Here is a 14081-nt window from a genome sequence, read left to right on the forward strand (position 1 = left end):
TGAAATTTTCCTACTTAGAAAGATGAAAAAATAAACCTGTGCTATAATTTATAGTACATAAATATAGTAACTAAAAAATTGCAAAGGAGAACTTATGGAGACTAGACTAGCACGTAAAGATGATTTAAAAGAAATAATAAAAATAGAAAGTATTTGTTTTCCACCATCAGAAGCAGCTAGCAAAGAAGCTATAAAAGAAAGATTTAAAGCTTTCGGAGAAAATTTTTTAGTGGCTGTGGAAGATGAGAAAATAGTAGGCTTTATAAATGGCTGTACTACAGATAAGGCTTGCCTTCCTGATAAATTATATAATGATGTTTCATTACATGATCCAAATGGAAAATATCAAACAGTATTTGGGTTAGATGTTTTACCACAATATAGAAATAAGGGTACAGCAGCCATGTTGTTAGAAGAATTTATAGATCTTTCTAAGAAACGAGGCAAAAGCGGTGTTATCCTAACATGTAAAGACTATTTAATTAATTATTATGAAAGATTTGGGTTTAATCATGAAGGTGTTTCAATATCTTCTCATGGAGGAGCTAAGTGGAACGATATGATATTATTGTTTGAAAAAGCTTTAACTTAAAGTTAACATAATATAAAATTTTCAAAAATAAATCAAAGAAATCTTTAATTAATACAATATCTATTTATTAAATAAAAAAATGAAAATAATCATTAGAATATAAAAACTCTCATGGGAAAACATAATTATATAATTTTTATAGTTAGGAGAGTAAAATGAGAGGACAAAAAAGCATTTTAAATAAATTAACATGTTTATTAATGATAATAGTTATAGGATTTACTTCCCTTGGATTAACATCAAAAGAAGGTGAGAAAAAAATTCATCGTAATATTACAATTCAAAATACAGACGTGGGGAAGTTAACCCCAAAAGAAGCTATAAAAAAGCTGGAATCAACTTACCCTTTGAAGAATTTTAATATTTCTTATAACGATAAAAACTGGACAATAAAATCAGAAGATGTAGACCTTAATTATCATATAGAAGAAATTGTAAAAGAAGCTTTTAATTATACAAGAAGTAGCTCTAAGCTAGAAAATATAAAAAGAAAAGGTAAACTTGATTTAAAAAAATCACATAATATTAAGCTAAAAGCCACATATAATGAAGCAAAATTAAGTGAGGAATTAGAAAAGATTTGTAGCAACATAAATATAGATGCTGTAGATGCAACTTTTAGAGTAGAGCTTAGTGGAGAACTAAAAAGAACAGAATCAAAAGAAGGTAAACAAGTTGATTTATCAAGATTAAAAGAAGATATTTATGACATGATTAATAAGAAGAAAAATGAAAATATTAATTTGCCAGTAATTACTTTGTACCCAGATGTTTCTACAAAGCATGTTAAAAGTATAAATTCAGTATTAGGACAATTTAGCACAAGTTTCAACGACTCAACCTCTAGAGGAAGTAATATCCACGTGGCAGGAGAACAAACTAGTGATATTTTATTAATGCCTGGAGATACTTTTTCTTACAATAAGTGTACTGGAGCAAGAAATTGGGTCAACGGATACAAAAGTGCTCCTATCATAGTAGGAGGTAAGGTTACGAATGGAGAAGGTGGAGGTGTGTGTCAAGTTTCCACAACAATTTATAATGCAGCCTTGCTATCAGGACTTACCATAGATGAAGTACATAATCATTCTCTTCCCTCAAGATATGCACAAAGGGGAAGAGATGCTACTGTGTCTTATGGATATACTGACTTAAAATTTTCTAACCCTTACACTCATCCTATATATATAAAAAATATAGTAGGAAATGGAGCAATAACTTCAAAAATATACGGTTGTGATGTAGATAGAGAACGAATAAGTATAAAAATTGTAGAGGAATATACAAAAAATAAAATTACTGTACAAACATATAGATTATTTTTAGATGAGGAAAACAATATTATGAAAAAAGAGCTAGTTAATACTAGTGTATATAAATCCAATTAAAAAATTTATTTTTTTGTTTAAACCAACCAAATTAAAGGTATATATATAATATAAATTAATAATTAATTAAGTAATTATAATATATTATAAAATTTGGGAGGATATTAAAATGAAAAAATTTGTATGTACAGTATGTGGATATATATACGAGGGAGAAAAAGCACCAGATGTGTGTCCAGTTTGTAAAGTAGGATCTGAAAAGTTCCAAGAAATGAAAGGAAAAATGAATTGGGCAGATGAGCACAGAATAGGTGTGGCACAAGGTGTTGATGAACAAGTAATAGAAGACTTAAGAGCCAACTTCGTTGGGGAATGTACTGAAGTAGGAATGTATTTAGCAATGAGTCGTCAAGCTGATAGAGAAGGATACCCAGAAGTAGCAGAAGCTTACAAAAGAATAGCTTTAGAAGAAGCAGAACATGCTGCAAGATTTGCAGAATTACTTGGAGAAGTAGTAGTTGCTGATACTAAGAAAAACTTAGAAGCTAGAGTTGAAGCTGAATATGGAGCTACTGAAGGAAAATTAAAAATAGCTAAGAGAGCTAAAGAGCTAGGACTTGACGCTATCCATGATACTGTTCATGAAATGTGTAAAGATGAAGCTAGACATGGTAAAGCATTCTTAGGATTACTAGAAAGATATTTTGGATAAGAATTAAATAAATTATATGAAGCCTCATACTAAAAATAATATGAGGCTTTTTAAATGAAAATTTGTAGGGATAATTTATGTAATCACATCCATATACTTATAATATAGAATTGAAAAGGGGGGAATACATATTGTTGCAAACGCCACTTGGACTTTTATATGTATATATTAACAATGAGCAAGTAAAATACAACATAAGTGAACTACCATTAAAACCTATAGAAATTTCCAACTATAAAGTTGACGCCAGATATATGATAGAAATTGATAAATCACAAGTTAAAAGTGGAGATATAATTACTTTTATGATTGATACAAACATAATAGCAGAAGTAGATGGAGGAGATTGTTTAGTTGAGGCTATGTTTGAAAGTGATGATTTGTATTTAGCGATAGGAGGATACGATATTAACTATCACAAAAGCCAAAGCAACAGCGCCTATTCATTTTCAGTTATAAAAAATGGATTAGAGGCAGAAATTATAGATTTGCAATATATTGATGATTTTAGAGTTGCAATCGCTTGGAGTGATACAAACAAGGAGGATTATTATACTGCTGTTTGGTTTGCAGCTGATCCTTATATATAAAATAATAAAAAAGAAGTTTAAAATAAATATATTTTAAACTTCTTTTTTTCTGTCACTCATTTTTCCATAATTAATAAATTAATAATATAGCTTAATAGTGATGAAAATGTTTAAGAGAAAATATCATTTTAAGGAAGTGGACAAAATGGAAAGACCTAATAATCAATTTTGTGCTGATGCAGGGGGAAAATACTGTCCATGTCATTTAGCTCACAGTGGGGATTGTATAAAATGTTCTTTAATTAGAGGGGAAAAGACTTGTGAGTGTAAGTGGCAAGGAGTTTGTATTTACAATGAACTTATGCACAACAAAATAGTACCAGTAGAAGAAAGAAAAGACTTACTTTGCAAAGTAATTGAAAGTAAAGAAATAGAAAAAAATATTTACTATTTAAAGATTAAAATACCTAGTTATTTAACTAGAGATTTAAGTGAGCCAGGTGCATATGTTTTTTTGAAAGACAAAGATAGAGAAAGTGGATTTTTCAATGCACCTATATCTGTAATGGATGTGGATGAAGAAAATAATATACTAGAAGTTATAGTAGTTCCAAGAGGAATAAAAACAAAGCCTTTAGTAAATTGTGAAGAGATAATTGTAAAGGCTCCTTATTTTAATGGGATTTTTGGATTAAAAGAAATCAAATCAAATGCATGTGACAAATGTGTAGTAGTTCTAGATGGCTTATCTCAAGTGAATTCGTTAAAAGTTATAAAAAGATTAATTAGAAATAACAATGAAGTGGAAGTATTTATAAATGAAAAAGGCAAAAGACTAGAGATGATGGAAGAAAAAATAGAAGAATTGGGAGTAAATATTCAACTTTTTAATTTAGAAGACAAAAAAGAAATTCTAATAAATTATATAAGAAATAACAATATAAGTTTTGTTTACAGTTGTGGATTAATATATTTTAATAAGTCTATTTTACAATTAGTAGATAGCATTGATGATAAGATAAAATTTGCAATTCCAAATAATAATTTAATCTGTTGCGGAGAAGGTATATGTGGCGCATGTACTATTAGATTAAATAATTGCAGAATAAAGTCATGTAAAGCTCAAATGAATGGACGAGAGTTTTTAAGTAATCTTAAATAAATTGGGGGGATATAAATGGCAAAAGTTGTAGTCATAGGTGGTGGCTGGGCTGGATGCGCTGCTGCAATAAGTGCATCAAAAGCCGGTGCACAAGTAGTGATTTTAGAAAAAACAGATTTATTAATAGGTTTAGGTAATGTGGGCGGAATAATGAGAAATAACGGAAGATACACTGCATGTGAAGAAGCTATGTGCTTAGGTGCAAGTGAATTATTTGCCTTGACAGATGAAAATGCAACTCATAAAAATGTGGATTTTCCAGGGCATAATCATGCCACAGTATATAATGTTTTAAAAATTGAACCACCAGTTAGGAAACTTATAAAAGACATGGGGATTGAAGTAAGAATAATGAGCAGAGTTGTGGACGTTGACTGTGAAAAAGATATATTAAAGGCAGTTATATTAGAAGATGGTCAAAGGATAGAAGGAGATAGCTTTGTTGATACGACAGGGTCTTCTGGTCCAATGGGCAATTGTTCTAAGTATGGTAATGGATGTGCTATGTGTGTTCTTAGATGTCCTTCTTTTGGAGGAAGGGTAAGCGTAACAGGAAGATGTGGCGTAAATGATATGATCGGGGAAAGAGTAAATGGTGATTTCGGAGCATTTAGTGGTTCTATGAAATTATTAAAAGAAAGTTTAAGTGAAGATATACAACAGGAACTAAATGAGAAAGGTTTTGCAGTAATACCTTTGCCTAAGGAACTTAGAAACGAAAAAAAACTTGATATAAAAGTTTGTCAGCAATATGCCCTTCATGAATTTGCTGAAAACATTATTTTGTTAGACACTGGTCATGCAAAATTAATGACACCATTTTTTGACTTAGAAAAATTAAGAAGTGTATCAGGATTTGAAACTGCATGTATAGTTGATCCATATAGTGGAGGAAAAGGCAATTCCATAAGATATATGGCAGTATCTCCAAGAGATAATTATATGAGAGCGGAAGGAATGAAAAATTTATTTGTTGGAGGAGAAAAATCAGGATTTTATGTAGGTCATACAGAAGCTATTTGTACAGGATCTTTAGCTGGACACAATGCTGTAAGATATTTAACAAATAAGGACTATTTACAATTACCAAGCAGTTTATTAATAGGAGACTTTTTATCTTATTCTAATGAAGAAATGCATAAGGAAGAAGGAGTAAAGATGAGATTTACATTTGCAGGAAGTATTTACTTCAACAGAATGAAAGAATTAGGACTTTATACAATAGACAAAGAAGAAATAGAAAAGAGAGTAAAAGAAGTAGACTTACTAGGTGTTTATAATAATAAGTTAATATAATAATTAAAACCTTACTTGGAAAAAGTCAAGTAAGGCTTTTTTTATTATATTAATGCGATTGTTAAATTCGAGACAATAATTAAAATATTCTGTTAATTAAAGGGAAATAATATATACATAATTGTAAATAGTAACAAATTATGGTAAAATCAAATTAATACGACTATTTAATAGGTAAAGTATATTATTGGGGTTTGGAGTGATATTATGGAATACACTATGGGGACAAAGCTGACTAATATATCAGTTGATATGAACAATGTAAAAAAATTATGCAAGATAAATAAATACAAAGGAGAGCAAATTGTCTATAAGAAGCAACCTAAAAATGTGGTAACTTCTATGACAGATGATGCTATTCTTAAATTTGTTTATGACACTTATATTGATAGTTTTCTTGGGGGGCAGGAAAACTTAGTAAAATTAATTCACAATGAAATTACACCACAATCTAGGGATGAAATTAGTGTTGTAGAATTTAGAGATGTAATTAAAACAATAAATAGTGCTTTTGAAGATATCAAAATATGCTCTCAAACTATATTAGAACTTCATGGATATTTGCACAGGTATTCTCTAATAAGGGGCGGGAGATATAGAAATGAGGCAATAGGTTTTATTGACTTTGGAAAACTAAATGATGATTTTGATAATGTCCACGATATAGAAAAAAATATAGAAAGCAAAGTAGAAAATTTGTGTGAAAAATATTATAAGTTTTTAGAAGAAAATAAAATTCAAGATCTTATAATAATTGCTTTTTTTATAATGGATTTTATGTTAATATCACCATTTAAAGAAGATAACTTAGCAATGTCAAAGATTTTGACTTTGCTATTATTAAACAAAAGTGGATATGAGGTAGGGCGATTTAATAGTTTAGGTAACTTATATCATGATGAAAATTACTCATATTTTAGAACTTTATTTTCTAGACACGTAGATTTTGAAAGAGAATCTTATAATATGAATAAATGGTTAGATTATTTCTTGTCATTTATACTAACAGCCTACGAAGATTTAAGTGAAGAGATGAATTTAACTAGAAATAAAAAAGAAACTAAAACTAGAAGAATAGAAAAAGTTATAAATTCTACTTTGGGATACTTTACAAAGGATGATGTAAGAAATCAGTGTCCTGATATTCCAGAGCCAACTATTAACCGAGTTTTTAACAACTTAAGAAAAAGCGGAAGAATAGAAGTTGTGGCAAAAGGTAGAAGTGCAAAGTGGAAAAAAAAATAGATTGCAAAGGGGTACACAAAAATGTGTACCCCTTTTTTGAGCAAATAATTAGTGATTAATAGAATAAATTCTAATATTTAACAAATAATATAATATTATTAATTATTTATTTGAGGTGAATTATGAGAAAAACATTATTATATATTAGTTGTAACTCAAAACCAGAAAAAATGTCATCTAGTAAAACTGTAGCTAGGCTTTTTATACAAAAGTTTATTGAAAAAAATCCTGATTTTGATGTGGAGGAAATAGATTTATTTAAAGACTATATACCAAGATTGGAATATGAATATTTTGCAGGGCGCAGTGCATTAGTTGAAGAGAAAGCGCTAAAACAATTAGATGATTATAGTCAAAAGGAAGTAAAAAGAATAAATGATTTATGTGATCAATTTATGAAAGCTAGAGTATATGTTATTGCGGCACCAATGTGGAGTTCATCTTTTCCGCCACAGCTTAAAGAATATTTTGACTGTGTAATTCAAGATAAAAAAACTATTAAGTTTGAAAATAAAAAACCAAAGGGAAAACTAAATGATTTAGATAGAAGCTTAGTATATATTCAGTCAAGTGGCGGCAAAATACCTGTATATACAAAACCAATGTTAAATCGTGGAGTTAGCTATATAAAATATATTTCCAAGTTTATGGGGATAAAAAAGACAAAAGAAATATTAGTTGATGGTACTGGAAATACAGAAGAAGAAAGACTAGCTTCCATAGATAAAGCTAGTAATGAAATTGAAAAAGTAATGAAATCTTTAAAATACTAATTAAAATTCGATATTTTAAATAAAAAATTAAATATAATAAGAAAATGAATAGTAAGAAAAAATATTAATAAAATAAAAATAATTGTTGATAATGTATACAAAGTAGATTATCATTATTGTTAATAAATTAAAATAAATTCTTTGGAGGTAAGTATGATGTATATTATAAATGAAAAACTTAATAGCAAATTAAATACAACATTATATTATCATCATCATAGATCCAAGGGATTGTAATTATGAATTTTCTCATAGATACAAGCCCTGTTTTAAGTACAGTAAATGGGCCTGTATCTATGATGGTATATGAATCTTATAAACCATATAGGCATAGCCTATATGGTTTTTTTATTGTTTTAAATAATTAATAAATAAAAAAGATTACAAGGAGGAAATATGAGGTATTTAAGCATAGAAAATGAACTAAATTATTCAAAGAAAAGATACGAATTTACAAAAGAAATAGAATATATATTTGTAAAAAATAATTATATTCAAATAAAACCAAGTATATTTGAGGATTACGACAACTTTATTGCCATAAATAAAAGAACTCCTACAAAATCTATGGTGAAAATAGTAAGTGACAAGATTTTAGTATTAAGACCTGATATTACAACAAGTATTATAAAAAGCTTAATACCTAGGTGGGAAGATGACTTAGTACTTAAATTATTTTATCACTCTACAGTTTACAAAAATGAAGGCAAAGAAGGGATAAAAGAAATTAGACAATTTGGATGTGAGTACTTAGGAGAAAAGTCTATAAAAGCAGACTCAGAAATAGTAAATATGTCTTTAGATATACTTAAAAAATTTGGGAAAAAATTTATTTTAGAAATTGGAAGTAGTAATTACATAAATGGATTACTTCGTGAGTTAAATATTAAAGAGCATCAAGAAAATAAATTAAAAAGTTTAATACTTAGAAAAAACAAAATAGAAATAAAAGACTATATTGAAAAATTCAACATAAATAAAGAAATAAAAGAAATTATATATAATTTGCTTGAACTAAATGGAGATATAGAAGAAGTAATATCAAAAGCTAGAAAATTCTATACAAATGATTTAATGAACAAGGGCTTAGAAGAGTTGGAGGAAATAAGTACTTTACTGAAAAAGAGTGAATATAAAAAATATACAAATTGTGATTTATCCATGGTAGGAAAATTTGATTATTATGAAGGAATAATGATTAAAGGCTATTATGCCAATGTGTACAAAGAAATTCTAAGTGGAGGAAGATATGATTCTCTTACAGAAGAGTTTGGAAAAAGTGTTCCTGCTATTGGGTTTTGCATAGATGTGGATGGAATAATGGAAGCATCAAAAGATAGGAGTTGATAAAGGTGGATAATATTGTAATAGCCATAGCTAAAGGTAGAATAGAAAAAGATATTTATAAAAGACTGAAAATTCTAAATATAGAAGAGTGTATAGAAACAGATAGCAGAAAATTAATTTTTAAAGATGAACAAAATAAAATCACTTATATTCATGTAAAACCATCTGACGTTGTAACTTATGTGGAAAAAGGAGTTGCAGATCTTGGCATAGTAGGAAAAGACACTATTTTAGAAAATGAAAATGACAATGAAGTATACGAGCTATTAGATTTAGGGTTTGGTAAATGTAAGTTTTCTGTGGCAGGAGTAAAAGGTAAGAATAATTATGCAAAAGAAGAAACTTTAAAAGTTGCAACTAAATATCCAACAATTGCAAAGAATTATTTTAAATCAAGAGGACAAAAAATAGAAGTCATCAAACTTAATGGTTCAGTGGAGCTAGCTCCCATAGTAGGACTTTCAGATGTTATTGTTGACTTGGTGGAAACAGGTAATACGCTAAGAGCAAATGGTCTAGAGATTGTGGAGGATATGTGCAACATAAGTTCTAGAATAATAGCCAATAGAGTAAGTTATAAATTTAATAAAAATAAGATTGAAGAGATTGTAAATAAATTTGCTTCAACTTTAGATGAAAATAATTATTAGAAGGGGTGTTAGTTATGAAGGAAAAACAAAGTGTAAAGGAGTTACAACCATACGTAGTAAATCCAATAGTATGTTCAGTAAAACTAGATGCGAATGAAGGAAGTAAAGATTTATTTAAAGATTTAGTAAAACAATTGGGTGAAGAGTTTTACCTAAATGTTTATCCAGATGATTCTTACATTGATTTGAAAAAATCCATATCTAACTATGTTGGGTGTGAAATTTCAAATATATGTGTGGGAAATGGTTCTAGTGAGTTACTTGACTTATGTATAAAAACATTTGTTGATAGAGATGAATTAATTTTAAGTTTAGACCCAAGTTTCGCCATGTATTCCATCTATGCCAAAATCTTTGATACTAAGTACATGGGAGCAGAATCTGAAGATGATTTTGTAATAAATGCAGATAAATTTATTCATGCCATAAAAGAAAATAATCCGAAAGTAACTATAATATGTAATCCCAATAACCCAACAGGAAGCATGATAAAAAAAGATGATGTAATTAAAATAATAAAATCTACAGACAACATTGTTATAGTTGACGAAGCATACATGGAGTTTGGTGATGAAAGTGTAGTAGAAGAAATTGAAAACTATAAAAATCTTATAGTAGTTAAAACTCTATCTAAAGCATTTTCCATGGCAGGAATTAGAACAGGTTATTTGCTTGCATGTGAAGAACTTGTAAAAACTGTGGAAAAAGTAAGACCGCCTTATAACTTAAATTCTATATCAGCCTTTTTAGCAACAAAGGCATTAGAAGAAAAAGATAAAATGATAGCTTATGCAAAAGGAATTAAAAAAGAAAGAGAAAAAGTATACAAATCTCTTAAAGATATGAATGTAAAAGCATTTCCATCAGGAGCAAACTTTCTTTTCTTTCACAGTGATATAAAAAACTTAGAAGAAAAATTAGTAAAAGAAGACGTATTAATTAGAAAATTTGGTGGAAAATTAGACAATCACTACAGAGTTACTATAGGAAGCGAAGATGAAAATAATGAATTTATTAAAGCTATGAAAAAGTTTGTGTAGGAGGAAATATGAGAAGGGGTTTTGTAGAAAGAAATACGTTGGAAACAAAGGTAAAGGTGAAAATAAATCTTGATGGTAGTGGAAAAGCGGAGATAGATACAGGAATAGGATTTTTAGATCATATGCTAACTCTTTTTACTTTTCACAGTAACTTTGATTTGATTGTGAAATGTAGTGGGGATTTGCAGGTGGATGATCATCACACTATTGAAGATTTAGGAATTTGTTTAGGGCAATCATTTAAAGATGCTATTGGAGAAAAAGTAGGAATTAAAAGATATTCAACTGTATATATACCCATGGATGAATCTTTGGCTTATACAAGTTTAGATATAAGTAATAGACCTTATTTAGTTTTTAATGTGGATTTTCAAAGTGAAAGAATAGGCAATATGTCTACTCAAATGTTTAAAGAATTTTTTAGAGCTTTTGTAAATGAAAGTAGAATAACTCTTCATATAAACCTTCTTTATGGAGAAAATGATCACCATAAAATTGAATCAGTATTTAAATCTTTTGCAAGGGCTTTAAAAGAAGGATGTGAAGTTGTATCTGGTGATATTTCTTCTTCGAAAGGAGTTTTATAATGAATATAATAGTTGACTATGGTCTAGGTAATTTAGGTTCAGTTAGCAGAGGTTTTGCTAGAGCAGGAATTGAAACGAAAATATCTAGAGATATAAATGAAATAAAAAATGCAGATTCTCTTATTCTTCCTGGTGTGGGAGCTTATAGAGATGCCATAAATGCATTAAATGATTTAGAATTAGTTCAGCCCATTAAAGACTTTGTAAAAAGTGGAAAATATATGATAGGTATTTGTTTAGGTATGCAGTTACTTTATGAAAAAAGTTATGAGTATGGAGAGCATGAAGGCTTAGGCTTAATTGAAGGAGAAGTAGATTATCTTGATATTGACTTGAAAGTTCCTCATATGGGTTGGAATAATTTAAAATTTGAAAAAAGTGATGATGAAATACTTAAATATATAAATGAAGATTCTTATGTTTACTTTGTACACTCTTATTTTGTAAATTCTTCAAATAAAGAATTAATAGCATTTGCAGAGTATGAAAAAAAGATTCCAGGAATAGTTAGAAAAGAAAATGTTTATGGTCTTCAATTTCATCCAGAAAAAAGTGGTGAACTGGGGGAACACATATTAAAGGCTTATAAGGAGTTGATTATTAGATGATAATTTTTCCTGCTATAGATATAAAAGATAATAAATGTGTAAGGCTTTTGCAAGGTGATTTCAACAAAGTAAATATTTATGGTGATGATCCAAGTCAAATGGCTAAAAAATGGGAAGAAAAAGGAGCTGAATTTATTCATATTGTTTCTCTAAATGGAGCAAGGGGAGAAGGGAATGTAAATGACGAAAGCATAAAAAAAATACTACAAAGTGTAAATATTCCCATACAAATTGGTGGAGGAATTAGAGACGAAAAAAGAATAAAAGATCTTTTAGTTATGGATGTTAATAGGGTAATAATCGGTAGCATGGCAGTAAAAAATAAAGAGCTATTGAAAGATTTGGTAAAAAAATACAAAGAAAAAATTGTAGTATCAATAGATGCTAAAAATGGAAAAGTTGCCATTGAAGGGTGGGAAGAAGTAAGTAGTTTGGACTCAATTGAGCTATGTAAGGAATTAGAAGAAATAGGTGTGAAAACCATAGTTTATACGGATATTTCAAAAGATGGAATGATGTTTGGACCAAACTTTAATATATATGAAAAACTATCTAAAGAAACAAGTTTAGATATTATAGCCTCTGGTGGAGTTACGACTTTAGAAGATGTGAAAAAATTAAATCTAATGAATTTATATGGAGCTATAATAGGCAAATCTCTTTATGAAAATAAAATAGAACTGAAGGAGGCTTTAAGCTTATGTTAACAAAAAGAATCATACCATGTCTTGATGTTAGAAATGGAAGAGTAGTTAAGGGGAAAAAATTTGAAGATATAAAAGATATAGACTCTCCAGAAGTTCTAGGAAAATATTATAGCGATAGTGGAGCCGATGAGCTTGTATTTTACGATATAACGGCTTCAAATGAAGAGAGAAAGACTTCACTAGAGTTTGTTTCAAAAGTTGCTGAAAACTTATCCATACCCTTTTGTGTAGGTGGCGGTGTTTCATCCATAGATGATTTTACTAATATACTTAGAAAAGGAGCAGACAAGGTATCTGTAAACTCATCTGCTGTTAGAAATCCAAACCTTATAAAAGAAGCTGCAGAGAAATTTGGAAATCAATGCGTAGTTTTATCCATGGATGTAAAGAAAAATGATAAAGGTTCTTGGGATGTGTATATAAAAGGTGGAAGAGAAAAAACTGATTTGGATGCTATTGAATGGGCAAAAAAAGGAGTAAATTTGGGAGTTGGAGAAATAGTTGTAAATAGCATAGACGAGGACGGAATGAAAAATGGCTATGATATAGAATTATTATCAAAAATAACAGAAGCAGTAAATGTTCCAGTCATAGCCTCTGGAGGCGCAGGAAAATTACAAGACTTTTGTTTAGCAACAAAGAAAGCCAACTGTGATGGAGTACTGGCTGCATCAGTATTTCACTTTGGAGAAATAAAAATTAAGGACTTGAAAGAATACATGAAAAAACAAGGAATAGAAGTGAGACTTTGAATTAGGAGATGAAGTAATGAGAGACAGTTTGATTGAAAAAAATATAAAAAAAGAAATTGACTTAAATCTTATAAATGCTTTAAAATTTGATGAAAAAGGTTTAATTCCAGTAGTTGTGCAAGATGTTGATACTAAAGAAGTATTAATGCTTGCATATATGAACAAAGAATCTATGAAAAAAACTCTAACTGATAAAAAAGCCACTTATTTTAGTAGAAGTAGAGAAGAGCTTTGGACAAAGGGAGAAACTTCAGGAAATAACCAACAGGTAGTAGGATTTTATTATGACTGCGACAAGGATAGCATACTTTTAATGGTTAAGCAAAAAGGAGTAGCCTGTCATACGGGAAATCATTCTTGCTTCTTTAATGAAATTTTTTCTGACGAAGAAGTTTTAAAAAGTGAATTAATACAAAGATTATATAAATTAATAAAAGAGAGAAAAAATAATCCTAAAGAAGGCTCTTATACAAATTATTTATTTGACAAAGGTTTAGATAAAATACTTAAAAAAGTGGGAGAAGAAAGTACAGAAGTTATTATTGGTGCAAAAAATGAAAATAAAGATGAAATAATTTATGAAATAAGTGATTTAGTTTATCATATTATAGTATTAATGGTAAATTCAAATGTAACAATTGAAGATATAAAGGATGAATTACAAGGAAGAGAGCATTAAGAAAAAAGGAAGTAAGCACACAAATATGCAATATTATGTGTGCTTACTTTTGTTACTTATGTTGTTTTAATTA

Annotated in this window: 16 protein-coding genes; all 16 read left to right on the top strand. The window is 28.8% G+C overall.

The features are described 5' to 3' along the window. Positions 1-94 precede the first annotated feature (94 nt). The 16 genes from K0039_RS08800 to hisIE all read left to right on the top strand — a co-directional run bounded on the left by K0039_RS08800 (position 95) and on the right by hisIE (position 14008). Positions 95-592, top strand: a complete 498-nt coding sequence (locus K0039_RS08800) for a GNAT family N-acetyltransferase (protein ID WP_228104681.1) — start codon at positions 95-97, stop codon at positions 590-592. Positions 593-747: 155 nt separating this feature from the next. Then, positions 748-1980 carry a VanW family protein gene (locus K0039_RS08805; protein ID WP_228104682.1) on the top strand — a complete coding sequence of 411 codons (1233 nt, stop codon included), beginning with the start codon at positions 748-750 and terminating at the stop codon, positions 1978-1980. Between the two features lie 109 nt (positions 1981-2089). Then, positions 2090-2632: an NADH peroxidase gene (locus tag K0039_RS08810; RefSeq protein ID WP_228104683.1), complete on the top strand. Its 543-nt coding sequence runs from the start codon at positions 2090-2092 to the stop codon at positions 2630-2632. Positions 2633-2763: 131 nt separating this feature from the next. After that, positions 2764-3222: a hypothetical protein gene (locus tag K0039_RS08815; RefSeq protein WP_228104684.1), complete on the top strand. Its 459-nt coding sequence runs from the start codon at positions 2764-2766 to the stop codon at positions 3220-3222. Between the two features lie 145 nt (positions 3223-3367). Further along, entirely contained in the window at positions 3368-4324 is a 957-nt protein-coding gene (locus tag K0039_RS08820) for a sulfide/dihydroorotate dehydrogenase-like FAD/NAD-binding protein (RefSeq protein ID WP_228104685.1), read from the top strand. A gap of 15 nt (positions 4325-4339) precedes the next feature. Further along, positions 4340-5620, top strand: coding sequence for an FAD-dependent oxidoreductase (locus K0039_RS08825; RefSeq protein WP_228104686.1), 1281 nt, complete (start codon positions 4340-4342; stop codon positions 5618-5620). A 207-nt stretch (positions 5621-5827) separates the two neighbouring features. After that, complete coding sequence (locus tag K0039_RS08830; protein ID WP_228104687.1) at positions 5828-6865, top strand: Fic family protein; 1038 nt, start codon at positions 5828-5830, stop codon at positions 6863-6865. A 122-nt stretch (positions 6866-6987) separates the two neighbouring features. Next, positions 6988-7638, top strand: coding sequence for an FMN-dependent NADH-azoreductase (locus tag K0039_RS08835; protein WP_228104688.1), 651 nt, complete (start codon positions 6988-6990; stop codon positions 7636-7638). 396 nt (positions 7639-8034) lie between these two features. Continuing rightward, positions 8035-8985 (top strand): ATP phosphoribosyltransferase regulatory subunit, encoded by a 951-nt coding sequence (locus K0039_RS08840; RefSeq protein WP_228104689.1) that lies wholly within the window; start codon positions 8035-8037, stop codon positions 8983-8985. A 5-nt stretch (positions 8986-8990) separates the two neighbouring features. Beyond that, positions 8991-9635 carry an ATP phosphoribosyltransferase gene (gene hisG / locus K0039_RS08845; RefSeq protein WP_228104690.1) on the top strand — a complete coding sequence of 215 codons (645 nt, stop codon included), beginning with the start codon at positions 8991-8993 and terminating at the stop codon, positions 9633-9635. A 14-nt stretch (positions 9636-9649) separates the two neighbouring features. Then, positions 9650-10675, top strand: a complete 1026-nt coding sequence (gene hisC, locus K0039_RS08850; protein WP_228104691.1) for a histidinol-phosphate transaminase — start codon at positions 9650-9652, stop codon at positions 10673-10675. An 8-nt stretch (positions 10676-10683) separates the two neighbouring features. Continuing rightward, positions 10684-11262 carry an imidazoleglycerol-phosphate dehydratase HisB gene (gene hisB, locus K0039_RS08855; RefSeq protein WP_228104692.1) on the top strand — a complete coding sequence of 193 codons (579 nt, stop codon included), beginning with the start codon at positions 10684-10686 and terminating at the stop codon, positions 11260-11262. Then, a complete protein-coding gene (gene hisH, locus K0039_RS08860; protein ID WP_228104693.1) occupies positions 11262-11870 on the top strand; it encodes an imidazole glycerol phosphate synthase subunit HisH in 609 nt (202 codons plus the stop codon). Before hisB ends, hisH begins: the two co-directional genes overlap by 1 nt. Then, a complete protein-coding gene (gene hisA / locus K0039_RS08865) occupies positions 11867-12577 on the top strand; it encodes a 1-(5-phosphoribosyl)-5-[(5-phosphoribosylamino)methylideneamino]imidazole-4-carboxamide isomerase (RefSeq protein ID WP_228104694.1) in 711 nt (236 codons plus the stop codon). The genes hisH and hisA overlap by 4 nt, the downstream gene beginning before the upstream one ends. Beyond that, complete coding sequence (gene hisF, locus K0039_RS08870; RefSeq protein ID WP_228104695.1) at positions 12571-13329, top strand: imidazole glycerol phosphate synthase subunit HisF; 759 nt, start codon at positions 12571-12573, stop codon at positions 13327-13329. Before hisA ends, hisF begins: the two co-directional genes overlap by 7 nt. Before the next feature lie 16 nt (positions 13330-13345). Then, complete coding sequence (hisIE, locus tag K0039_RS08875; RefSeq protein WP_228104696.1) at positions 13346-14008, top strand: bifunctional phosphoribosyl-AMP cyclohydrolase/phosphoribosyl-ATP diphosphatase HisIE; 663 nt, start codon at positions 13346-13348, stop codon at positions 14006-14008. Positions 14009-14081 lie beyond the last annotated feature (73 nt).

This window comes from Terrisporobacter mayombei, assembly GCF_020748465.1.
Taxonomy (GTDB): Bacteria; Bacillota; Clostridia; order Peptostreptococcales; family Peptostreptococcaceae; genus Terrisporobacter; species Terrisporobacter mayombei.